The organism is Streptomyces sp. NBC_00385, assembly GCF_035917155.1.
Classification (GTDB): Bacteria; Actinomycetota; Actinomycetes; order Streptomycetales; family Streptomycetaceae; genus Streptomyces; species Streptomyces poriferorum.
The window spans coordinates 761,280-781,611 of sequence record NZ_CP107951.1 but is presented as its reverse complement, the minus strand read 5'-3'; the positions used below and the strand labels follow the sequence as shown (position 1 = coordinate 781,611).

At 69.4% G+C, this 20,332-nt stretch carries 23 protein-coding genes and 1 pseudogene; 15 read left to right on the top strand and 9 right to left on the bottom strand.

The window, feature by feature from the left end:
• Nucleotides 1–138: 138 nt before the first annotated feature.
• From OG959_RS03440 to OG959_RS03420, 5 genes and pseudogenes are all read right to left on the bottom strand, one after another.
• A pseudogene (locus OG959_RS03440) lies at nt 139–2,283 on the bottom strand (Pls/PosA family non-ribosomal peptide synthetase); the annotation flags it as partial.
• Between the two features lie 230 nt (nt 2,284–2,513).
• On the bottom strand, nt 2,514–3,581 hold the full coding sequence (locus OG959_RS03435; RefSeq protein ID WP_326656495.1) for a glycoside hydrolase family 11 protein: 1,068 nt from the start codon (nt 3,579–3,581) through the stop codon (nt 2,514–2,516).
• Between the two features lie 452 nt (nt 3,582–4,033).
• The gene (locus tag OG959_RS03430; RefSeq protein ID WP_326656493.1) at nt 4,034–5,080 is read right to left on the bottom strand and encodes an iron-containing redox enzyme family protein; all 1,047 of its coding nucleotides are present in this window, start codon (nt 5,078–5,080) and stop codon (nt 4,034–4,036) included.
• Nucleotides 5,077–5,328 carry a CDGSH iron-sulfur domain-containing protein gene (locus tag OG959_RS03425; RefSeq protein ID WP_326656491.1) on the bottom strand — a complete coding sequence of 84 codons (252 nt, stop codon included), beginning with the start codon at nt 5,326–5,328 and terminating at the stop codon, nt 5,077–5,079. Before OG959_RS03425 ends, OG959_RS03430 begins: the two co-directional genes overlap by 4 nt.
• Nucleotides 5,312–5,989: a HemK2/MTQ2 family protein methyltransferase gene (locus tag OG959_RS03420; RefSeq protein WP_326656490.1), complete on the bottom strand. Its 678-nt coding sequence runs from the start codon at nt 5,987–5,989 to the stop codon at nt 5,312–5,314. The genes OG959_RS03425 and OG959_RS03420 overlap by 17 nt, the downstream gene beginning before the upstream one ends.
• Before the next feature lie 156 nt (nt 5,990–6,145).
• On the opposite strand from OG959_RS03420, the gene OG959_RS03415 reads away from it, so the two are divergent.
• The 13 genes from OG959_RS03415 (at nt 6,146) to OG959_RS03355 (ending at nt 13,428) form a co-directional block, all read left to right on the top strand.
• Nucleotides 6,146–6,334 carry a hypothetical protein gene (locus tag OG959_RS03415; RefSeq protein WP_326656489.1) on the top strand — a complete coding sequence of 63 codons (189 nt, stop codon included), beginning with the start codon at nt 6,146–6,148 and terminating at the stop codon, nt 6,332–6,334.
• 71 nt (nt 6,335–6,405) lie between these two features.
• On the top strand, nt 6,406–7,197 hold the full coding sequence (locus OG959_RS03410; protein WP_326656487.1) for a hypothetical protein: 792 nt from the start codon (nt 6,406–6,408) through the stop codon (nt 7,195–7,197).
• A 139-nt stretch (nt 7,198–7,336) separates the two neighbouring features.
• Nucleotides 7,337–7,657 (top strand): gas vesicle protein GvpO, encoded by a 321-nt coding sequence (locus OG959_RS03405; RefSeq protein ID WP_326656486.1) that lies wholly within the window; start codon nt 7,337–7,339, stop codon nt 7,655–7,657.
• 33 nt (nt 7,658–7,690) lie between these two features.
• Nucleotides 7,691–8,146, top strand: a complete 456-nt coding sequence (locus tag OG959_RS03400; protein ID WP_326656484.1) for a gas vesicle structural protein GvpA — start codon at nt 7,691–7,693, stop codon at nt 8,144–8,146.
• Entirely contained in the window at nt 8,143–8,904 is a 762-nt protein-coding gene (locus OG959_RS03395) for a GvpL/GvpF family gas vesicle protein (RefSeq protein ID WP_442805532.1), read from the top strand. Before OG959_RS03400 ends, OG959_RS03395 begins: the two co-directional genes overlap by 4 nt.
• Nucleotide 8,905: 1 nt before the next feature.
• Complete coding sequence (locus OG959_RS03390; protein WP_326656482.1) at nt 8,906–9,160, top strand: gas vesicle protein GvpG; 255 nt, start codon at nt 8,906–8,908, stop codon at nt 9,158–9,160.
• Nucleotides 9,161–9,167: 7 nt separating this feature from the next.
• Nucleotides 9,168–10,031 carry a histone protein gene (locus OG959_RS03385; protein ID WP_326656480.1) on the top strand — a complete coding sequence of 288 codons (864 nt, stop codon included), beginning with the start codon at nt 9,168–9,170 and terminating at the stop codon, nt 10,029–10,031.
• A gap of 6 nt (nt 10,032–10,037) precedes the next feature.
• Complete coding sequence (locus OG959_RS03380; protein WP_326656479.1) at nt 10,038–11,123, top strand: SRPBCC family protein; 1,086 nt, start codon at nt 10,038–10,040, stop codon at nt 11,121–11,123.
• The gene (locus OG959_RS03375; protein WP_326656478.1) at nt 11,116–11,457 is read left to right on the top strand and encodes a gas vesicle protein; all 342 of its coding nucleotides are present in this window, start codon (nt 11,116–11,118) and stop codon (nt 11,455–11,457) included. The genes OG959_RS03380 and OG959_RS03375 overlap by 8 nt, the downstream gene beginning before the upstream one ends.
• A gap of 26 nt (nt 11,458–11,483) precedes the next feature.
• Nucleotides 11,484–12,299, top strand: a complete 816-nt coding sequence (locus OG959_RS03370; RefSeq protein WP_326656477.1) for a GvpL/GvpF family gas vesicle protein — start codon at nt 11,484–11,486, stop codon at nt 12,297–12,299.
• Between the two features lie 3 nt (nt 12,300–12,302).
• Nucleotides 12,303–12,530, top strand: coding sequence for a gas vesicle protein (locus OG959_RS03365; protein ID WP_219571957.1), 228 nt, complete (start codon nt 12,303–12,305; stop codon nt 12,528–12,530).
• Nucleotides 12,527–12,805, top strand: coding sequence for a gas vesicle protein K (locus OG959_RS03360; protein ID WP_326656474.1), 279 nt, complete (start codon nt 12,527–12,529; stop codon nt 12,803–12,805). The genes OG959_RS03365 and OG959_RS03360 overlap by 4 nt, the downstream gene beginning before the upstream one ends.
• Nucleotides 12,806–12,963: 158 nt before the next feature.
• Nucleotides 12,964–13,428 (top strand): Asp23/Gls24 family envelope stress response protein, encoded by a 465-nt coding sequence (locus OG959_RS03355; RefSeq protein ID WP_326656472.1) that lies wholly within the window; start codon nt 12,964–12,966, stop codon nt 13,426–13,428.
• A 355-nt stretch (nt 13,429–13,783) separates the two neighbouring features.
• On the opposite strand, the gene OG959_RS03350 is transcribed toward OG959_RS03355, so the two are convergent.
• A complete protein-coding gene (locus OG959_RS03350; protein WP_326656470.1) occupies nt 13,784–14,137 on the bottom strand; it encodes a DUF6204 family protein in 354 nt (117 codons plus the stop codon).
• A 72-nt stretch (nt 14,138–14,209) separates the two neighbouring features.
• On the opposite strand from OG959_RS03350, the gene OG959_RS03345 reads away from it, so the two are divergent.
• Both OG959_RS03345 and OG959_RS03340 read left to right on the top strand, forming a co-directional pair.
• Complete coding sequence (locus tag OG959_RS03345; RefSeq protein WP_326656468.1) at nt 14,210–15,106, top strand: arginase family protein; 897 nt, start codon at nt 14,210–14,212, stop codon at nt 15,104–15,106.
• A gap of 96 nt (nt 15,107–15,202) precedes the next feature.
• Nucleotides 15,203–17,182 (top strand): DUF5107 domain-containing protein, encoded by a 1,980-nt coding sequence (locus tag OG959_RS03340; protein WP_326656467.1) that lies wholly within the window; start codon nt 15,203–15,205, stop codon nt 17,180–17,182.
• A 13-nt stretch (nt 17,183–17,195) separates the two neighbouring features.
• Here OG959_RS03340 and OG959_RS03335 read toward each other — a convergent pair whose 3' ends face one another.
• The 3 genes from OG959_RS03335 to OG959_RS03325 form a co-directional block, all read right to left on the bottom strand.
• Nucleotides 17,196–17,552 carry a VOC family protein gene (locus OG959_RS03335; RefSeq protein ID WP_326656466.1) on the bottom strand — a complete coding sequence of 119 codons (357 nt, stop codon included), beginning with the start codon at nt 17,550–17,552 and terminating at the stop codon, nt 17,196–17,198.
• Nucleotides 17,553–17,656: 104 nt separating this feature from the next.
• Nucleotides 17,657–18,466: a class I SAM-dependent methyltransferase gene (locus OG959_RS03330; protein ID WP_326656465.1), complete on the bottom strand. Its 810-nt coding sequence runs from the start codon at nt 18,464–18,466 to the stop codon at nt 17,657–17,659.
• Between the two features lie 196 nt (nt 18,467–18,662).
• Nucleotides 18,663–20,168: a bifunctional phosphatase PAP2/diacylglycerol kinase family protein gene (locus tag OG959_RS03325; protein ID WP_326656464.1), complete on the bottom strand. Its 1,506-nt coding sequence runs from the start codon at nt 20,166–20,168 to the stop codon at nt 18,663–18,665.
• Nucleotides 20,169–20,332 lie beyond the last annotated feature (164 nt).

Genomic DNA, 20,332 nt, shown 5'->3' with positions numbered 1-20,332 from the left:
CGCCACGAGCCGCCACCGGTTGTCAGCCGGCACGGCAACGGACCGGAGGCCGCGCCTGCCGCGTACCCGGTGGTGACGGCGGTTTCCCCGGTCAGCACCGAGCAGCCGCCAGATCAGTCCCTTGAACGGAGTCCCGTCGAAGGTCTTGAGGAACAGCTCCGACGGCACCTTCCAGAAGCGCTCACGCCGCCAGAAGCGGACGTCGTAGATCGAGCAGAAGAGCGGGCCCGGCGGGTGGGAGGAGATGACGGCGCGTTCCACGAGGACGAAGTAGGCGGCGCTGACGAGCAGGACCAGGACGTTGCCCAGTGCGACGGCCGCGGCGCCGACCGAGGTGTAGAGCTCGGCGGACGCCGAGACGACCAGGGTCACCAGGAACGCGAAGCCCCACCTGACCAGCAGATACAGCCCCATGGTGGCGGCGTTGTGCCGGTTCTTGGCGGTCAGGCCGGTACGCAGCTCCTCACCGGTCTTCATGAGGTCGAAGCTGCTGTCCCGCTGGACCGACCGGGGTATCTCGAAGCTGGGCGAGCCCAGGAGGCCGACGTCCTCGCGGATCCTTCCGTCCACGGGGACCATGACCTTGGTCGCCAGCAGGCAGTTGGCGCCCGTCCGGCCCCCGGCGGGGTACGCGATCCGGTTGCCCAGGAAGTTCCGCGGACCGATGGCGGTGCGCGAGACGCGGAAGGATGTGCTGGAGAACTCGGCGTTGTTGACCGAGAGTCCGTCGGCGACCATCGTGCCGGTACCGACCGTACTCAGGTAGGGCGTCTCGTGCTTCACCTCGGTCCCGAAGTTCGACCCCGTCTGCTCCACCCGGGAGAGGTCGTACCCGAGCAGACGAAGGTAGGGGACCACGGCGGAGCTGTCGCCGAACAGGCGGGTGAGGAAGGGCCGGTTGGTCAGAAGGGTGATCGCGCGGTGTACCCCGTAGTGGAAGCCGTAGAGCGGATAGACCCTGCCCGGCACCAGGGCGCGGGCGAGCAGCCGGGGGACGACGGCGAGTGCGAGGAAGCCGAGCGGCATGATCACGAAGAGGAGCACGAAGGAGAGGGCCAGGGCATCGCGGTAGAACACCCATGTCGTGAGGATCGAGGGTCCCGGCTCCAGCACCGCGGAGAGCTGCGGGGCCTCGGCGAGCAGGATCCCGAGGCCTCCGACGGCCAGCGGCAGGTACACCAGCAGCGCGCTCAGCAACTGCGTGGCGCTGTGGACCGACCTGCGTACGGAGCCGCAGGACGCGGGTTCCACCACCGGGTACTCCCCGTCGGCGCACCGGGCCGGTGAGCCGTGCCAGTGCTCACCGGCGGGTATCGTCTGCCCGCTGTGGAGGGCGGACGCATGGGCGAGCCGGGCGCCGTCGCCCAGCGCCGTACCGATGTCGAGCACCGAGGCCTCGGCGACGAGCACGTTCTTCCCGAGCGTGACGGTCCCGGTCTCGATGAGACCGTCACGGGCGCGATAGCCCGTGAAGAAGCAGTCCTTGCGGATGACGGAGAAGTCACCGATGGACAGCAGATCGGTACAGAGCGGCACATGGCGGGAGAAGACCGCGACGCCCGACCCGATCCGCGCGCCCAGCGCCCTGAGGTAGAGCGTGTAGAGCGGCGATCCGACGAAGAGGACGAGCGGATTCGAGCGGACGAGTGTCCTGACGACCCAGAGACGGAAGTACGCCAGGCTCCAGATGCGGATCCGCCGATCCTTCCAGCGCCCCACGAGGACCCATTTGGCGAGGATCGGTGCGAGGGACAGCCCCAGGAACACCATGCCGCCGAAGACGACCGCGCGCAGATACACGTCGAGCACGCCGGACCCGGCGGATATCCACTCGTAGCCCCGGACACCGGTGAACGCGACGAGGCAGGAGTAGACGAGGAACGTCAGCAACTGCAACGCCCCGCACAGGACGAATCGCGGACTGCCCGAAGGGGCAGCCGGCGCGGGGGTGGACGGAGCGAGTACCGGACGCGGCGGCTCGGCGTCCGTGAGCGCGAGGGCCAGGCCCCGGACGGTGCTGTGCGCGTAGACGTCCCGCATGGACACCGGCGGCAGGCCGGCCTGCTTCCGTACCCGCGCGCAGAAATGGGCCATCACCAGCGAGTCGGCACCCAGGTCCTTGAAGAAGTGACTGTCGGCCGCCACATGATCGAGTCGCATGACCTCGGCCAGCACCGCGGCGAACGCCGCTTCGGTGCGGGCGACCGGTTCGGGGGAGGGGTCGTGCCGGGCAGGGGCGTCCCCGGAAGGCGGGGACAAGGCGGTGACCTGCGCTCCGGGCATGGGGAACTCCCTCGGGAGGGGCGCGTACCACGTCGAACGCGACTCGAGGGAGCCGTACGTGAACGCTCTCTACCAGGCATTCGAGGCCACCGGTACGAAGGTTTGCCCTCATATCCACAATTTTCAGATGGTTCGCCCGAGAGTCGTGTGGCTCGTCCGGCCCGAAGCCGAACGGCGCGGTGCCCGTCGGGGCACCGCGCCGGAACGTGCGGGTACGCGGGACGCCGGGGTCAGCCGACGCTGCAGCTGCCGACCGACGGGGACGGGCTGCTGGGTCCGCTGACGGTGAAGCCGAACGACGTCGACTGCCCCGCGCCCAGGGTGCGGTTGTAACCGGCCGGGGTCACGGTCAGAACGTTCCCGTTCCGGCTGGAGGTCCCGTTCCAGAGCGAGGTGACCGTCTGGCCGCCGGCCAGCGTCACCGGCACCTTCCAGTCGGTGACGCCGCTGCTGCCCGCCTTGATGGTCACCTCACCGTTGAAGCCGTCGCTCCACGAACTGGTGGTGCGGTACGTGGCGGTGCAGGCACCCGTGCCCGCAGGAGGCGTGGTTTCCCCGCCCGGAGGCGGAGTGGTGGGCGTGGTCCCGCCACCACCCAGGCTGACACTGGAGCTGCCGGTGCTCTGGTAGCCCTCCGTGGCCATGATCATGTAGTAGTTGAACGCGCCCATCGGCATCCCGGCCGCCTGCCAGGCGTCGAAGTGCGCACCGGTGTTGATCGTGCCGCTGCTGCGCTTGCTCTGCCGGACGCTCCAGTACTGCTGGAAGGTCTTGGTGCCTTCCACGGAGGGCTGGTTGGTCCGGGTGGACTCGTAGATGTCGTACGTACCGCCGCCGTCGGTGACCGTGCCGCGCCTCGTGCCGGCCGAACCGGGGTTGTACGGACCGAAGTTCTCCACGATGTAGTACTCGACCAGCGGGTTGGCGGTCCACCCGTACAGCGCGAGGTAACCGTTGCTGCCCGGGTTGAACGAGCCGGAGTAGGTGACGGCCCGACGGCTGCCGTTGCTCCAGCCGAGTCCGCCGACCCAGTTGTTCGCGTTGCTCCACTGGCTGCTGTACGAGCCGGCCGTGTCCGACAGCGTCATGCTGACGGAGCCCGGGGTGTCGGTCCAGAAGGAGTAGTAGTAGCCGTTGTGCGTTCCGGTCGCGTTGCTGGTGAGCACGGTTGCGGCGCGCGCCGTGCCGGGCAGGAGCAGCCCTGCCGTCCCGGCCGCCACCAGCGCCCCGGCACTGCCGAGGACGAGTTTCCTGCGGCTGACATGCCGTGGGTCGGAGTGGTGGGAGGTGTCGCTCATACGGTGTTTCCTCCTCGCGATTAGCGCGGTCTGTGACCAAAAGACACGCCGAGCACACGTCGGCGTTCATCGATGAGGTGACACAGCCCGGCCGCGCGCATCCCTTGCACGGCCGGGGGCGACACAACAGTCGGGCCTGGCAAGGGAGTTGTCAACGGTTTCCGTAATGTTTCCGAAACACCGATGGCGTCATGGAACACACTTGTGCACGTCAGCGTGGGTGTGAATGAAAAGAGGAGGGGGGTAGGTCGCGATGTCGCCGTGAAGGCGACTTCGAAGTGTGAGCGCTCTCGAAACTTTCGGTCCCTGTTTCGGTGGAGCGAGTCGGGGTGCGAGGCGGGGGTGGGGCGCTGCGGCGCCGACCCAATTCCGTGTTGTGTACACGCCGTCCGATCCCGGCGGTCACCGCCGCGATGTCATCGGACCCGGCATCACGGGCCCCGTGGGCTGGTTCATGGGCTGCCGGGATGCCGTGCGGTTGCCGGCAGCGGGATGCGCAGGGCGGAGCGGCCGCCTCGCCAGGCCTCCAGCAGCAGCGCACCCAGTCTGTCCTCAAGCAGACCGGTGGCCTGGACGCCGAAGGCCACGTCGGTGTCCAGGCCTGGCTCGGCCGTCAGGAGCGGGTCGATCACCTCCAGGCGGACGACCTGCTCGTGCACCGCGTCTGCCTCGACGTGCTCGTCGTAGAAACGCGCGGCCGCCGGCCCGGCACCTGTGCGCCGCATCGCCTCTGCGAGCCGCCGGGATCCGGGAGATGACGTCACCTCCACGGCGGCGAAGTGCCCCACGAGAGCGCCACGCAACGCCCGGTGCAGACCGAACAGCGACATCACGTTGACCGTGCACAGACCCTGCGCGGGGGCGGCGTCGAGGTAGTGACCGTACGTGTGGTCCAGGCCGAGGTCGTCCATCAGGTCCGCGAAGAGCCGGGCGTGGATGTCTTCGGCGCGTCCGGCGCCGAACTCGTCGTACTCCACCGCCACCATGGCGGCCTTCGCACGGCCGTGCAGCCGGGGGATGACCCAGGCGTGCGGGTCGGCTTCCTTGAGGTGGTAGAGGGAGCGGAGCGCCGAGTACTCCCGGACCTGCCAGAGAAGGCCCTCGTTCTGCAGGAAGCCGCTCACTCCGGTGCCGTCGTCGACGGCCGGTTCGATGAGGATCGTGTCCAGTGCGGCACGCGCGTCGGCTTTCCCGGGCACATCCGTGCGCAGGGCGGTCAGGAAGCGGCTCTCCAGGGCGCCACGCAGCCGCAACAGGTCAGGGTCCCACTCACGGTCGTCACCGACCCCGTCGAATCCCTGATAGTGCAGCTCGTAGAGGACATAGAGCGCGAGCTGGAGATCGTCCCCATAGGGATCGGCCCCGGATACGGCCTGCGGATCCACCAGAGGTGCGTGTCCGTCCCGCAAGGCCGACACGACGGCGCGGGAGAGCACTCCGCGCGAGATGGGCAGCGCCGGTCCGACGTCGCGCGATTCGGAGTAGAGCGCGCTGGTCATGCTGTCGCACCTGATTCCGGGTCGGTGGCCCCGTCGGTCCGGGTCCTGGCAGGCGGGGTTGCGCGGCTGCGGTGGCTGGTGTCGCACCAGGGATAGCGGCGGCTGCGACGGCAGGTGCACACCGCCACCATGAAGCGCTCGGAGGTGACGGCCACGCCGTCATGTCCGGCGACGGTGACGGGTCCCTCCACCAGGAGCGGTCCGCCGGGTACGAGACGGACACGGCGGGAGTCAGATGCGTCGCGCACGGATGACCACCAGTTCCTCTTTGTCCTGTCCCGTGTCGTCCATCAGCCCCTGATCACGGAGCCACGGCAGTCGGGAGCGCAGGACGGGGCCCAGGGGAATGAGCTCACGGTCGATGACCTCCGCGTGGAGACGCGCCCGCGCGAGGACATCGATCGTGGTCTGGGCGCCGCACATTTTCGAATGGACCAGGAGCAGTGTTCCGCCGGGGCGCAGGACGGCTGCGGCAGTCGCACAGACCCGATCGACGACGGCGCGGCCGTCCGGACCGCCGTCCCACGCACGGGCTCTGCCCCGCAACGGGGGCCGTGCGGCCGGCGAGGGAACGTACGGGGGGTTACTGATCACCATGTCGTACCGTCCCGCGTCGAGAGCGGACAGATCGCGATACCTGACGGTGACCCGGCTGCGGTGGAGGGCGGCGTTCAGCCTGGCGCACAGCACCGCCCTGTGCGAGATGTCGACGGCGGTGACGCGTGCGCCCAACCGGGCGGCGTGAACTGCCAGGGCCCCGCTGCCGGTCCCCAGCTCCAGGACATGCGTTCCGGTGCTGATGTTCTCCCGGGTGAGAGCCCGCATGAGGAGGTGCGTGTCGCGTTGCGGAGTGTAGACGCCCGGCAGGGTCAGCACGCGCCGTGGCATGCCCAGAGGTGATCCGGCCATGGCCGCCTCTCGCCGTCGTAGTGGCGGCGACCGGTCGCCGCATGTCCAGGATGGGCCGCGCGCGGGACGGGCGCCATTCAGGCGGTCATGGACTGTGCCGGGCACGCCTTGTACCGCAGGATCCGCAGCGGTGGGGCCTTCCAGGCGGATGGTCCGGTGCAGGGGAATGCACGCGTCGCCGCGGGGGGCGCGTCGCGCGGCGAACCGCTCACGGAGGTGCTCCGCCGCGACATCGAGGACCAGGGGGTGCTCGGCGGCGGCGCCCAGCGCGGGTTGAGCCGGCAGAAGCGGGGTCCTTCGCCACTGGGGCCGACGCAGGAGACATGGCTGCCGCACCCGGTGTGAACTGCGGTTTTCTGGGAAACCGGCTTGGGGAGACAGGACCGACGCCGGACCCGGAACACAGGAGAACCCTGGTGGTGTACGAGGAAGACCGCGCGCAGCAAATGAGGGACGACCTCGAAGCCGCCATCGGTCACTACATGGTGGCGGTCGCCGGCAGGCTTCTCGACGAAGGCCTCCCCGTCTCCTCCATTTCCTCGTACGGAGACTATGACGACCCCAGCCAGGACGCGTTCGGGGCGGACGTGGAAGGAAGCGTGGAGTTCACCCGTGCCTTCCGGAGAAAGGTGTTCGGGGAGGGCCGGGACGCAGGGCTTCTTTGGTGCGGCGTTTCGGGCTGGTGCTTCTTCTCCATCCCCGAGGGAGCCGGCCGGACGCTGATGGAGTCTGCTCGATGGATGGGAGGCGGGTTGACGCCCGAACCCCGCCGGGTGGCCGCGTTCCTTTCCGAGGTCCAGTTGGATGCCGAATTTTCGGGAAGTGACGAGCGGCCCTTCTATCGAGCTCCGCACGCGCAGCCGCAATCACTTCTTCGGCGGCTCGCCGTCTTCGACGCCGCCAGTGGAGGTACGGAATCATGGGGTTACGACAGCCGATTCGCCCGCTTGCAGGTCGATTCCTGCCAAAAGCGTGTGGTGAGCGCCCTGACCGCCGGGCAGCAAGAAGTCGTCGAGGTTGCGCTGCGTAGCGGTGAGCTCCGGGCATTGCTGGAAATTCTGGAGTACGTCGAGGGGACGGCGCCGCGGGACGACGCACGGGAGATGGCGCGGAGGCTGTGCTCGGACCTGTCCTTGAGGGCGCGGGACGGGCGAGAGAGCCATGACGAGCATCGAGAGGCATTCACGTACGCGGAAGAGCAACGTTAGCTGCCAGTGCCACGAGAATGGTTGGCGATGGCCCTGATGACCGTGAACACCCTGCACGGGTCAGGCGATACGCCTTCACGTCACGCTCCGATGGATCCGCTCAAGATGCGCGGCCGACGGGAGTGACGAGACTGGGCTTATGGCAGAACAACGTCGCACACACGGGGGTTCGAAGACGGCGGCCTCCTCCCGCGCCCGACGACCGGCGCGAGGACCGGAGTATGCGGCTCGTGCTGCCGGCAAGAGCTTGGAGGGGCTGATCGGCCATCCCACGGAGGGGGTTTCCGCCGTGCGGCGCGAGGACGACGGCTGGTGCGTGGTGGTGGACGTTCTTGAAGTGCCACGGATCCCCGACACCACAAGCCTCCTCGCCTCGTACGAGGTGCAGCTCGACCACGACGGCGAACTCCTGCAATACCGCAGGGTCCGGCGATACCGACGTGGTGCAGCCGACGAGTGACCCGCGTTTCGCCCTCTGTTGGAAGGACTCTCGATGCCCGCAACCACCTACTCGGACGAGGTAGTGGCCTGCCCGCCCCGCGCCGGGACGTTGTACGACGTGCTGGAGCTCATTCTTGACCGTGGCATGGTCATCGACGTATTCATCCGGGTTTCGCTGGTCGGCATCGAGATCCTGAAGATCGACGCGCGCATCGTTGTCGCGAGTGTGGATACGTACCTCCGCTTCGCGGAGGCGTGCAACCGGCTGGACCTTGAACGTGATTCCGGCAGCACCACCGTTCCCGAGCTTCTCGGCGGCGGTGTGGCGAAGTCCGTGGGGAAACGCAAGGTGCGTCACGCGGCCGAGTCCGTCGGCGACACCGTACGCAAAGCAGTAGGTGGTGGCGACGACTCGTCCGAGGACGAGGACGAGCCGCAGGAGCGGCCGAAGAAGCGACGTGCGCCTGCCCGCAGCAGTGAGAGCCGACGACGGCGCGTGGAGGCATGAGCGTGAGCGCGACGACCGACGGTGTGTATGTCTACGCGATCCTGCGGGCCGCGACGCAGCTTCCGAAGGAAGCGGTCGGCGTCGGATCGCCGCCCGCGGTCCTCAGGGGCGTCAACCAGGGTCCGCTCGTGGCGGTCGTCAGCGACGCGCCGCCGCAGCTCCGTGCCCGACGGCGCGATTTGCTGGCGCACCAGAACCTTCTGATGCGCCTCGCTGACGATGGTCCGGTGCTCCCCATGCGGTTCGGCATGGTCGCGGCTGACGAACAGGCGGTGCTCGCGCAACTGGCCGCCGGCGAATCCGAGTATGCCGCCACCCTGGACCGACTCGCGGGCCGCATCGAGATCAACGTCAAGGTTCTTCCCGCGCAGAATGCGCTGGAGGCGCTTGTCGCCGAGGACCAAAGCGTGCGCCAACTCCGTGCGGCAGCTCGGAAGAACCCGGGCTACGAGGCCAGCCTCCGGCTGGGCGAGGCCATCTCCGGTGCTCTCACCAGGCGGGCAGCCGCCGCAGGGCAGCGGGTCCTTCGCGAACTCGCGCCTGCTGCCAGGGCGGCCGTCCAGGGACCCGAGGTCCCGGGCTGCGTACTGAACGAGTCCTTTCTCGTCGACCGTGCCGAGAGCGCAGCCTTCCTCTTGCGGGCCCAGAGCCTCGGGGCGGATTTCCGGGAGCATGCGGAGATCCGGTCCGCCGGCCCGCTTCCCTGCTACAGCTTCGTTTCGGCGGAGGCACGATCTGTGCTGGTGGGCGGGAACTGACATGGGGCTGATCACCGGTTTGCTCACGCTCCCGATCGCGCCGGTGCGTGGCGTGATCTGGGTGGCGGAGAAGCTCAATGACGCGGCCGAGCGCGAGCTGCACGATCCCGCCGTGTTGCGTGCGCAGTTGGCGGTACTCAATCAGGAACTGGAATCCGGAGAGATCAGCCTGGAGGAGTTCGAACGCGAAGAGGAACGCTTGCTGGACCGGCTGGACGCCGTACGGATCGGCCCGGCACAGAGTGATCGAAGGTGACGTGCTCATGGAAGACCAGACGAAGTTGACCCTCGCGGTCGCAGTAGTCGGCGGCTACGTGCTGGGTCGGACGAAGAAGGGGCGACTGGCTCTCAGTGTCGCCACGTATCTCGCAGGCCGACGCTTCGGTCTGGAGCCCCGCCAACTGGCCGCAGAGGGTATGCGTCGACTCGGCGAGGTCCCCCAGGTCGCTGAACTCCAGGAGCAGCTCAGGGGCGAGGTTCTCGACGCGGGCCGTAAGGCCATGACCGCTGCGGCCAATCGAAGCATGAGCACGTTGGCCGGCTCGATCAGTGAGCGCACGGCTCGTCTCCTCGAACCGCCGGAGGACGAGGGCGACGAGGGCCAGTACGAGTACGAGGACGAAGAGGAACCCGTGGAAGAGGACGGGGGGTACGAGGACGAGGAGTACGAGGACGAGGAGTACGAGGAGGAGCCGGAGGAGGGCGATGAAGAGGATGAGCAGCCAGTAGAGGAAGAAGAGGAAGAAGAGGAAGAAGAAGAACCCGAGGAGGAGCAGCCGAGAAGGCGCGCGCCGCGCCGGACGTCGTCGGGCACGGCGAAGCAGACCGCCCCGGCCAAGAAGGAGACCGCAGCCAAGAAGACGGCCCCGGCCAAGAAGGCGGCCGCAAAGAAGTCCGGCGGCTCGGCGAAGAAGGCTGCATCCAAGAAGACCGCCCCGGCGAAGAAGACTGCAGCCAAGAAGGCGGCCCCGGCGAAGAAGGCGGCCGCAAAGAAGTCCGGCGGCTCGGCGAAGAAGGCTGCAGCCCAGAAGACCGCCCCGGCGAAGAAGGCGGCGGCCAAGAAGACGGCAGCAGGCAAGTCATCGTCCAAGCGAGCCGCATCCAAGCGCTCCAGCGGTCGGAGGTAGCGAGTCATGGCCAGGACGGAAAATGCAGAGCCTGAGTCGGAAGAGACCGAAGAGGCCGAAGAATCAGGAATGGACAAACTCCGCGGTGAGCTGTCCAGCTTTCTCAGCACGCAGGTGGAGAAGCTCGCGGAGAAGGCAGGGGACAAGCTGACCGATGTCACCGCTCAGCTGAACGATGTCGCGGACAACGGCGGCTCATTGCCGGCCATCGGCTCTCGCATCCTCCAGGGCGACTCGCCGGTGAAGGCGTTCGTCTCGGAGAAGGCCAAAGGTGTCAAGGACAACGTCGTGGAGAAGGCCAAGGAGGCCTTTGGCGGCGGCCAGGGTAAACGTAAGGCGAGCGGCGGAAAGGTCATGAACATCATCGAGGTTCTCGATGTGGGAGTGCCCCTCCGCACCGCTTACGACCACTGGACCCAGTACGACCAGTTCAGCAGTTTCGCCAAGGGCGTGCGCGATGTCTCGATGGACGAGGAGATGTCGAGCGACTGGAAGGTCAAGGTGGGCCCCTCCTCCCGGAGCTTCAAGGCAACGGTCCAGGAGCAGATCCCTGACGAACGCATTGTCTGGACATCCGAGGGTGCCAAGGGGACGACGCGAGGTGCGGTGAGCTTCCACGAACTGGCACCGTCCCTCACACGCATCGTCCTGGTCATCGAGTACTACCCGTCCGGCTTTTTCGAGAAGACGGGAAACCTCTGGCGCGTGCAAGGACGACGGATCCGGCTCGACTTCAAGCACTTCCAGCGGTACGTCACACTCACGGAAGAGGAACCGGAAGCGTGGCGTGGCGAGATCCGCGACGGAGAAGTAGTCGTATCGCACGAAGAGGCCATGGAAGAGGAAGAAGCAGAGAACGAGGAAGAAGGCGGCAACGAGGAAGACCCTGAGGGGGACGAATACGAGGAAGAGGAGGACGACGGCGAGGATGAGGAGCCGCTGACGGACGAGGAATACGAGGAGGAGCCTGAAGAGGAAGAAGGGGAGGAAGAGGAAGAAGAAGAGGAAGAGCCGGAGGACGAGGAAGAGGCACCGCGCAGAAGGCGGTCCACGTCCGCAAAGCAGCGATCACGGAGAGCGCGAAGTGACTGATCTCGACTTCCGGCAGGACGCTTCCTATCCTGCAGCCGGGCCGCAGAACACCAACCTGGCGGACATCCTCGAGCGCGTCCTCGACAAGGGAATCGTGATCGCCGGGGACATCAAGATCGACCTTCTCGACATCGAGCTGCTCACCATTCGCCTTCGGCTCTTCGTTGCTTCCGTGGACACGGCGAAGAAGGCCGGGATCGACTGGTGGGAGACCGATCCGGCGCTCAGTTCTCACGCGGCGAGGGACGCCCTGAAGGACGAGAACCGAGAGCTGCGGGCGCGGCTTGAGGCACTTGAATCGCGCTCCGAAGAGACATCGCCGGACTTGCGATGAGCCAGGGAGAGGAAGAACAGGGGCTCATGACGGAGCGCAGCACAGGAACACCGGACACGAACGCCGTCTACGTGTTCGCGGTCTGCCGCACGGAGGGGGACCCCGACGTGGAACGTCTCACCGGGGTCACGCAGGACGAACCGGTGCGCTCCCTTCGCATCGGCTCGCTCACAGCGATCGTGCAGACCGTTCGAGCGGCTGACTTCACGGACGAGGTCTGGCAGAAACGGCTGACCGACGAGGCTGAACTCGAACGATACGCGCGTGCCCACCACGAGGTCGTCTCGGAAGTCGCCGCGCGGTTCCCCACGATTCCCTTGCCGCTGGCCACGTTGTACAACGGAGACGAGAGGGCCGCACGCGCACTCGCGAGTGAGTCGACACGGTTTCGCACAGCACTGAAGCGTATCGCGCATCATGCCGAATGGGGGATCAAGGTCTACGCGCCCGTCTCGCCGAGCGCGGGCGACGGTCCCTCGCAGGAGCGCACAGCTACGGCGGCGGACCGGACGCGCCCGGCCCCTGGAGCGGGCAGGGCCTATCTGGAGCGTAAGCGCAACCTGCAGTCGCAGCGAGAGCAGCGGCAGGCGGATGCCTTGCGGGTAGCAGATGCCGTGGACGCGGACGTGAGCCGCCTCGCCGCGGAGTCCCGCCGGCTCCGGCCGCACGGCAGCGGAGCCGTTGATGACCGTCGTGTCCAGGTCCTGAACGCGACCTATCTGGTAGCGGGGCATCGTGCCGCCGAACTGGACCTGCTGGTCGCCGGATTGCGAGAACGCACCGGGGCGCACATCGAGGTCTCCGGGCCCTGGGTCCCCTACTCCTTCGTGGGCGAGGTGTAGTCCGTGACGCATGAAGCAGTTCCGTGGGACGGGCCCGGCGGCCTGAGCGGCCCGATCGGCGTGCCACTGGTCGATCTGCTGGACCGTGTCCTGGCGACCGGGGTGGTCGTGAGTGGAGACCTCGTCATCGCCATCGCCGACGTACCACTCGTACGTGTCTCACTCCATGCACTGCTGTCGTCGGTGAACGAGCGTGTTCCCGCCCCCTGGGCAGACAGCGGGCCGCTGTGACGACCTCACGAGTGGACCTGGACTCCGAGAAGATGGGGCGCGATCTGGTCACCCTGGTGCTCACGGTGGTCGAACTGCTCCGGCAGCTGATGGAACGGCAAGCCCTGCGGCGCATCGACGAAGGCGACCTGACCGACGATCAGACCGATGAGATCGGCACGACGCTGATGATGCTCGATCAGCGCATGGGAGAGCTCTGCGAGCAGCACGGTGTACGGCTGGAAGACCTCAATCTCGACCTCGGGCCCCTGGGCTCCCTGCTGCCCCGGAACTGAGGGCGGGAGGCAAGGGAGCGGACACGAATACGCTGCCCTTGTCGGTACTCGAATGGCGTACGCCCGGATCCTGGAGCACCGTGGAAGGGGGCAAGGGCGGTGGAAAAGGTCCGCCGCTTCCGGTTGGCCCCTCCCGGAACTCTCGCTGCGAGGTACTCATGGCGACGAACGGCAGTGAAAACGGAACGACACTCGGATCGAACGAATCGGCGGGCGGTACGAAGGGGACGACGGTCATCGCGGATACCGTCGTATCGACGATCGCGGGGATAGCGGTACGTGAGACCGAGGGAGTCCACGCCCTCGGCGGCGGCGCTTCCCGGGCCATGGGAGCGATGAAGGACAAGGTGTCCCGCTCCAACGCCCCGGGCCGCGGAGTGAAGGTCGAGGTGGGCGAGAAGCAGGCCGCCGTCGATGTCGACATCGTGGTCGAGTACGGAACGCTCATTCTGGACACGGCGAGGAAGATCCGCATTCATGTCACCGATGCGGTGGAGACGATGACCGGGCTGGAAGTCGTCGAGATCAACATCAAGGTGCTCGACGTGCACGTGCCGGGGGACGACGACAGCGACGAGGACGAGGAAAAGGACGCTCCTGCGAGGTCGCGCCGCGTTCAGTGAGGCCGATGTCCTGGCAGCGGCAGGTCACGGGGCAGGAGCCGGACCGCTCGGCGCCGCCGGCCTCGTGCAGCGCACCAGGGGCGCGTCCGGCTGTCGGCCGGACCGCCGCCGGGAGCAACGGTGCTCTCGCGGGTCACCGACCGGGAGACGTCATCGGCGGACCTTCCGGTCCGGGTGCGCGGAGGCACGGGGAGCGTCGGCCCGGGGTCGGTGTGCCCCTTTCGGTCCGGCTTCGTACAGGTGGTCGCGCGGATGGCGTGGCTCGCGTGTGTCAGGCGGCATGGGCACAGGAGACGTGGGGACTCCTTCGGGAAGTCCTCCGGTCAGAGGTGCCGCAGATGTCGCCGGCCCGCCGTCACCCCGCCCCCGCCCCCCGCCGCCCCTTGAAGTTGATCTTCATGGTGTCCATGTCCGTCGCGGTGGACCGCAGTTCGCCGTGCCCGTAACCGGCCTTCCGCAGCGCCGTCTCCGCCCGGTCCTCGGCGATCGCCGAGGCCATCTCCTCGCCGTCCTCGGCGTCCGACACCACCACGTACCGGAAGCTGAAGTGCTTGAGCACGCGGTCGTAGGTCAGCGAACCCTCCTCGCTGAACTGCATCGCGGCCAGGCCGTGCTGCTCCACCTCGGCCAGCAGGCGCTCGCGGGCCTCGTCCGTGAGCCCTTCCCACGTGCCGCGCACGATCACCCGGTACGTGTGCTGCGTGCCCATCGTTTCCCGCCGTTCCTGTCGCATTCCGCAAATCGATTGAGGTGACAGCCTACGGCGCGAAGGATGGGGCGCATGCGGAATATCGTGGTGCTCGACGCCCCCTCCAACCTGGGCCTTCGCCCACCCGCCCCCGGCACCGTCCCCGGCTGCTACAAGCTCGCCGGTGCCCTGCGCGAGCAGCGGATCGTGCAGCGGCTCGGCGCGTCAGAGGGCGGGGTCGTCGTACCGCCCCGCTACGACCGCGGGGCGTGGCAGGAGGGCGACGGGGTGTTCAACGCCGCCGCGATCGCCCGGTACACCCGCACCCTCGCCGACCGCGTCGAGCAGCATGTGCGTGCCGCTGACTTCTGCCTCGTCCTGGGCGGGGACTGCTCCATCCAGCTGGGCGCCTCGCTCGCCCTGCGCCGGATCGGGCGGTACGGACTGGTGTCGGTCGACGGGTCCGCCGACTTCCGGCATGCGGGCAACGGCGACGGGATCGGCGCCGCCGCCGGCGAGGAGCTGGCCATCGCCACCGGGCGCGGGCAGGACGACCTCGCCGGACTGGAGGGGCTGCGGCCCTACCTCAGGGACGAGGACGTGCGGATCCTGGGCATCCGCGACTACGACGAGGATCGCACCGAGCTCGCCGAGTTGAAGATCCCGGTGGCGACCGTCGGGGAGATCCGCGAGCAGGGTGCCGCCGCACTGGCGGGCGGCATCGTGCGGAGCCTGGAGAGCCCGGAACTCGACGGGTACTGGGTGCACCTGGACGCCGACGTCCTCGACCCCTCGGTCATGCCAGCGGTCGACAGCCCGGACGACGGCGGGCTGCTCCCCGGCGAACTCGGCCCCCTGCTCCGGACGCTGGTCGCCTCGCCCCGCTGCGTCGGCCTCAACGTCACGGTCTACGACCCCGATCTCGACCCCGACGGCACGGCCGGCGCGCTGCTCAGCGACCTGGTGGTCGCGGCTTTTGCCGAAGTCTGACGGCCGATCCCCTGGTCCGGGCGGCGTCCAGCGTGTTCCATGGTCATCGGGGGGCGCCCGGACCTGCGGCGGCCCGCGCGAGGGAGCGAGGTTGCCGTGGCCACCACCGTACGACGCACCGTACTTACCCTGCCCGCAGCGGCGACGGGGCCGGAGAATCCGCTGCCCGCGCTGCGGCCCCTGGACGAGATGCATGTCGTCGACGACCGGGACCGGGCGGCACTGCCCCGGGACATGGCGCGCCAGATCGGCCACGAACCCCTCGCCACCGTCCTTCCCGTCCGGATCCTCGACGGCTACGGACGCGAGCGCACGCCCACGGACCTCGAAGCGATCGTCATCGAGAACGACCGGTTGCGGGCCACCGTGCTCCCCGGGCTCGGCGGGCGTATCCACTCCCTCGTCCACAAGGCGGACGGCCGCGACCTCGTCTACGCCAACCCCGTTCTGCAGCCCGCCGACTTCGCGCTCAACGGCGCCTGGTTCTCCGGCGGCATCGAGTGGAACATCGGCGCGACGGGTCACACCACCCTGTCCTGCGCCCCGGTGCACGCCGCCCGGGTCCCGGCACCGGACGGCGGTGAGATGGTCCGGCTCTGGGAGTGGGAGCGGCTCCGCGACCTGCCGTTCCAGGTCGATCTCTGGCTGCCGGAGGACTCCGACTTCCTCCACGTCGGCGTCCGGATACGCAACCCGCACGAACACCCCGCGCCCGTCTACTGGTGGTCCAACATCGCCGTCCCGGAGGGCGAACACACCCGGGTGCTGGCGCCCGCCGACGAGGCCTGGCACTTCGGGTACGAGCGGACGCTGACCCGGGTCCCGATGCCCGAGACCGGGGGCGTCGACCGGACCTACCCGCTGCGCGGCGACTTCCCGGCGGACTACTTCTACGAGGTGCCCGACGGCGCCCGCCGCTGGATCGCCTCCCTGGACGAGCACGGCCGCGGCCTCGTCCAGACCTCCACCGATCTGCTGCGCGGCCGCAAGCTCTTCCTCTGGGGCAGCGGGCCCGGTGGCCGCCGCTGGCAGGAGTGGCTCACCGAACCCGGCACCACCGGTTACGCGGAGATCCAGGCCGGGCTGGCCCGGACCCAGCTGGAGCACGTGCCGCTGGAGCCCGGCGGGGAGTTCAGCTGGCTGGAGTCGTACGGGCCGCTGGCCGCCGACCCCGCCGCCGTGCACGGCGGCGACTGGGCGGCTGCCCGGGCCGAGGCCGAGCAGCGCCTCGCCGAGGCACTGCCGCGCGGCGCCGTGGACGCCGCGTACGAGGCGTGGCGGCGCTGTGCCGACACCGAGCCGGGCGAGATCCTCGCCACGGGCTCGGGCTGGGGCGCCCTCGAAGTACGCCGCGCCGGATACAAGCTGCCCGGCACCCCGTTCACGCACTCGACGCTCGGCGAACAGCAGGAGCCCTGGCTCCAGCTCCTGGAGCAGGGCGCCTTCCCCGAACCGGGCCGCGTCGCCCCGCCCGGGCCCAGCCTCGTCTCCCCGCACTGGCGCGACATGCTGGAGACGGCCTCCGCCGAACCGCTCACCGAATACCACCTCGGCGTCGCCCAGTGGCATGCCGACGACCGCGCCCAGGCGGTGCGCAGCTGGGAGCGCGGACTGGCGCTCGCCCCGTCCCGCTGGCCGCTGCTGCGCTGCCTCGCCGTCGCCGCCCAGGAGAGCGGCCAGCGGGACAGGGCGGCCGACCACTACACGGAGGCCTTCGACGACCTGTGCGCGGAGCGGCGCGACGACGGCGAGGTATGGACGGCGGCCACGGCGGCCCTCGGCCGGGAGGCGATCGAGGCGTTGCTGGCCGCGGGCCGCACCGCCGGTGCCCGCGCCGTCTGGACCGGCCTGCTCCCTGACATCCGTCTCCGGGGCCGCTTCCGCCTCCTGGAGGCGCGCCTGCTGCTCGCCGAGGGCGACCGGGTGGCGGCCCGTGCCCTGTTCGACGAGGGCTTCGAGGTCGCCGATCTGCGCGAGGGTGCGGAGATCCTGGACGAGGTCTGGGCCGAACTCACCGAACTCACCGGAGAACCGCTGCCGGACGCGTACAACTACCGGATGCGGCCCCGGGGCTGATGCCGGGGGAGTCTCAGCCGGCCGGCCGGTTGCGGTCGACGTACTCGAAGACCGAACCGTCCGGGTGCACCGCGATCAGGTTGCGGCCGACCGGGGTGGGCACCGGGCCCGCGATGACGCGGGCGCCGACCCGGGTCAGGGAGGCGTGGGCCTCGTCGACGTCCTTCACGGCGATCGTCGCGGTCACCTTGCGCAGGATCTCCAGTTCGGACTCGGGGCCGCTCATCAGCAGAAAGCAGCCGATGGCGGCGACGGACACCCCGCCGCGTTCGAAGCGCAGCGCCGGACTGGCCGTGAGGCCCTCGTAGAAGGCCACCGCGGCCTCCAGGTCGTCGACGCAGATACGCAGCGTGGTTCCCAGGATTTCCATGCCGAACAGGGTAGTTGGCCGGTCAGCGGTGTGTGATCGATTCGGCGGAGGGGAGCGGGGCGACCCGGGGGCCGGCGTTGGGGTCCGGCCCCGGGCGGTGGGGGTCAGGCCCGGCAGAGGATCTCGCCGTGCGGGACCATGAACCAGCCGTCGCCCTGCTCGCCCCAGGTGCGCCAGGCCTCGGAGATCGCGGTGAGATCCTCGGCAGTGGCGTGGCCGCCCTCGACCGTCAGCTTCGCGTAGACCGAGCCGACCGTGCGGTCCGCCCACAGGCCGCTCCACCAGTCCCGGCTCTCCGGGGTGGCGAAGCACCAGGAGGCGGCCGTCGGGGTGATGTCGGTGAAGCCCGCCTCGCGCGCCCAGGAGAGCAGCCGGCGGCCCGCGTCCGGCTCGCCGCCGTTGGCCCGTGCCACCCGGCGGTACAGCTCCAGCCACCCGTCCATCACCGGCGACTCGGGGAACCAGCTCATGGCCGCGTAGTCGCTGTCGCGGGCTGCGACGACGCCACCGGGCCGGCAGACCCGTCGCATCTCGCGCAGCGCCTGCACCGGGTCGCCGACGTGCTGGAGCACCTGGTGGGCGTGGACCACGTCGAACGAGTCGTCGGGGAAGTCCAGGGCGTGCACATCGGCTACGGCGAACTCGACGTTTTCCAGTCCGCGTTCGGATGCGGCGTCGGCCGCCTGGGCGAGGATCTCCGGGGTGGTGTCCACCGCGGTCACCCGGCCCGGGGCGACCAGTGCGGCCAGGTCCGCGGTGATGGTGCCGGGTCCGCACCCGACGTCCAGCACGCTCATGCCGGAGCGGAGTTCACCGATGAGGTAGGCCGCGGAGTTGGCGGCGGTGCGCCAGCGGTGCGAGCGCAGCACCGACTCGTGGTGGCCGTGGGTGTAGACGGCGGTCTCCTTCGGCATGACCGTGCATCCTCTCTCGAAAGCGAACCGCGAAACGCGGGCCGCAAAGCGCTGATCGGTACGGTCACCGTATGCCCTGATGCCGAATGATGAGATGGGCATCTTGCTATATGGACATGGTGTGGGAGGGTGATCGACGCGAAGGGGCGGCCGACTCGGCGTCGGCCGCCCCTCGCTCACCCGGATCGGGCCGGTCTCACACCGGTCTGGGGCAGTAGACCGTCAGCGCCTCCGGCAGCTTGTCGATCATCAAGTCACCCGTGCTGTGCGCCACTTCGCCGTCGTACGCGTACGGGGTTCCGGGCTTCAGCCCGGAGATGCGGATGCGCCGGCGCCGTTCCGCCGCATGGATGGGGGAGCGGGTCAGTGGCCCGGCGACGGCAGCCGCCAGCAGCCTCAGCCCGGGGGTCCGGCCACCGTGCACGACGCGTACGTCCAGCAGCCCGTCCGCGAGATTGTGCCGTCGGCCGGGCGCCGGGCCGACCCGCTGGAACAGGCCGTTGCCGACGAACAGCAGCCACAGGGGCCGTCTCCTGCCCTGCAGTTCGGCCTCCAGCGGACGCTGGCCGCGCAGCGCCTCGAACGCCGCGACGACACCGGCCGGCCAGCCGCCGATCCGCGGGGCCCAGCGCTCGCGGGTCCGTACCAGTTCCGGATAGACGCCCAGGCTGAAGGCGTTGAGGAAGTAGCCGTGGGCGCCTCCGGGCCCGTCCGGTCCGGGCCGGAACCTGCCCAGGTCCACCCGGACCGCGCTTCCCGAACCGAGGGCCGCGCACACGTCGGCCACGGTCTCGATGCCCAGGTCGTACGCGAAGTGGTTCAGCGTCCCGCCGGGGAAGACGGCGAGCGGCAGCCCGTGCACGGCGGCCACCGCCGCCGCCAGGTTGACCGTACCGTCGCCCCCGCACACCCCCAGAGCCCGGCCGAGGCCGGCCGCCTTCTCCAGTTCGGCCGAGAGCTCCGAGGGCGGGCACTCCACCACTTCCGCCTGCGGCAGGGCGTCCCGCACCAGCGACGCCGTGGCCGTGGCGGTCCCCGACTCCTGGTTGACGACGACGACCAGGTCCCGGCCGTCCGGCAGGACGGGCGCGTCGGCGGGCGGCCTGCCCGGTGCGGGCAGCTGACCCCGGGTCGGCACGAGGCCGCGCAAAGCGAACGCCGCCCCTATCCCGAGTGCGGCACCGGCCAGCACATCGCTCGGGTAGTGCACGCCGGTGTAGACGCGGGAGGCGGCCACCGACAGCGCGACGGGCGCGACGACCGCACCCCACCCCTTGGACTCCAGCGCCACTCCGGTGGCGAACGCGGCAGCCGAAGCGGCGTGCCCCGAAGGGAAGGACGTGGTGACGGGCTGGCGCTTCAGCTGCCGTATCACCGGAACGGCGTCCAGTATCGGCCGCTCACGGCGCACCGCCCCCTTGCCGACCGTGTTGATCGCGGCCGAGGCCACCGCCAGCGACGCGATCCCCCGCAGCGCGGCCCGCCGGGCCCGGGCGCTGCCGCCGAACGCGGCGATGCCGGCCGCCGCGCCGAACCACAGCAGCCCGTGATTCGCGCTGCGGCTGAGCCGCGGCAGCACGGGACCGGCGGCCGGCCAGTGCCGCCCCGCCAGGTTCTGGAACACGGCCAGGTCGCTCCGGTGGAGGGCGCCCCGCAGCCCGGCGGGCCGCGGCAGAGGTGAAGGGAAGCTCGGTGAAGACATGGAACAGCGAATACCCTGCGCGCCCCCGCCGAACCGGCAGGCGCGCCCGAAGCATGCGCGCGGGCGCCTGCGCGGCGGCGCCACCCGTCGGTCATTCGCCCCCATACCGGGATGAAAGTGCCTTATCCGCTGTCGGTCCAGGTGCCGCACATCACCTCGTCATT

Bases quoted from the DNA above. Each gene is read 5' to 3' on its own strand.
- OG959_RS03325 (WP_326656464.1), bottom strand. From the start codon at position 20,168: ATGTCTTCACCGAGCTTCCCTTCACCTCTGCCGCGGCCCGCCGGGCTG.
- OG959_RS03380 (WP_326656479.1), top strand. From the start codon at position 10,038: ATGGCCAGGACGGAAAATGCAGAGCCTGAGTCGGAAGAGACCGAAGAG.
- OG959_RS03385 (WP_326656480.1), top strand. From the start codon at position 9,168: ATGGAAGACCAGACGAAGTTGACCCTCGCGGTCGCAGTAGTCGGCGGC.
- OG959_RS03390 (WP_326656482.1), top strand. From the start codon at position 8,906: ATGGGGCTGATCACCGGTTTGCTCACGCTCCCGATCGCGCCGGTGCGT.
- OG959_RS03350 (WP_326656470.1), bottom strand. From the start codon at position 14,137: ATGGGCACGCAGCACACGTACCGGGTGATCGTGCGCGGCACGTGGGAA.
- OG959_RS03420 (WP_326656490.1), bottom strand. From the start codon at position 5,989: ATGGCCGGATCACCTCTGGGCATGCCACGGCGCGTGCTGACCCTGCCG.
- OG959_RS03335 (WP_326656466.1), bottom strand. From the start codon at position 17,552: ATGGAAATCCTGGGAACCACGCTGCGTATCTGCGTCGACGACCTGGAG.
- OG959_RS03330 (WP_326656465.1), bottom strand. From the start codon at position 18,466: ATGCCGAAGGAGACCGCCGTCTACACCCACGGCCACCACGAGTCGGTG.
- OG959_RS03355 (WP_326656472.1), top strand. From the start codon at position 12,964: ATGGCGACGAACGGCAGTGAAAACGGAACGACACTCGGATCGAACGAA.
- OG959_RS03395 (WP_442805532.1), top strand. From the start codon at position 8,143: ATGAGCGTGAGCGCGACGACCGACGGTGTGTATGTCTACGCGATCCTG.
- OG959_RS03405 (WP_326656486.1), top strand. From the start codon at position 7,337: ATGGCAGAACAACGTCGCACACACGGGGGTTCGAAGACGGCGGCCTCC.
- OG959_RS03400 (WP_326656484.1), top strand. From the start codon at position 7,691: ATGCCCGCAACCACCTACTCGGACGAGGTAGTGGCCTGCCCGCCCCGC.
- OG959_RS03370 (WP_326656477.1), top strand. From the start codon at position 11,484: ATGACGGAGCGCAGCACAGGAACACCGGACACGAACGCCGTCTACGTG.
- OG959_RS03345 (WP_326656468.1), top strand. From the start codon at position 14,210: ATGCGGAATATCGTGGTGCTCGACGCCCCCTCCAACCTGGGCCTTCGC.
- OG959_RS03430 (WP_326656493.1), bottom strand. From the start codon at position 5,080: ATGACCAGCGCGCTCTACTCCGAATCGCGCGACGTCGGACCGGCGCTG.
- OG959_RS03435 (WP_326656495.1), bottom strand. From the start codon at position 3,581: ATGAGCGACACCTCCCACCACTCCGACCCACGGCATGTCAGCCGCAGG.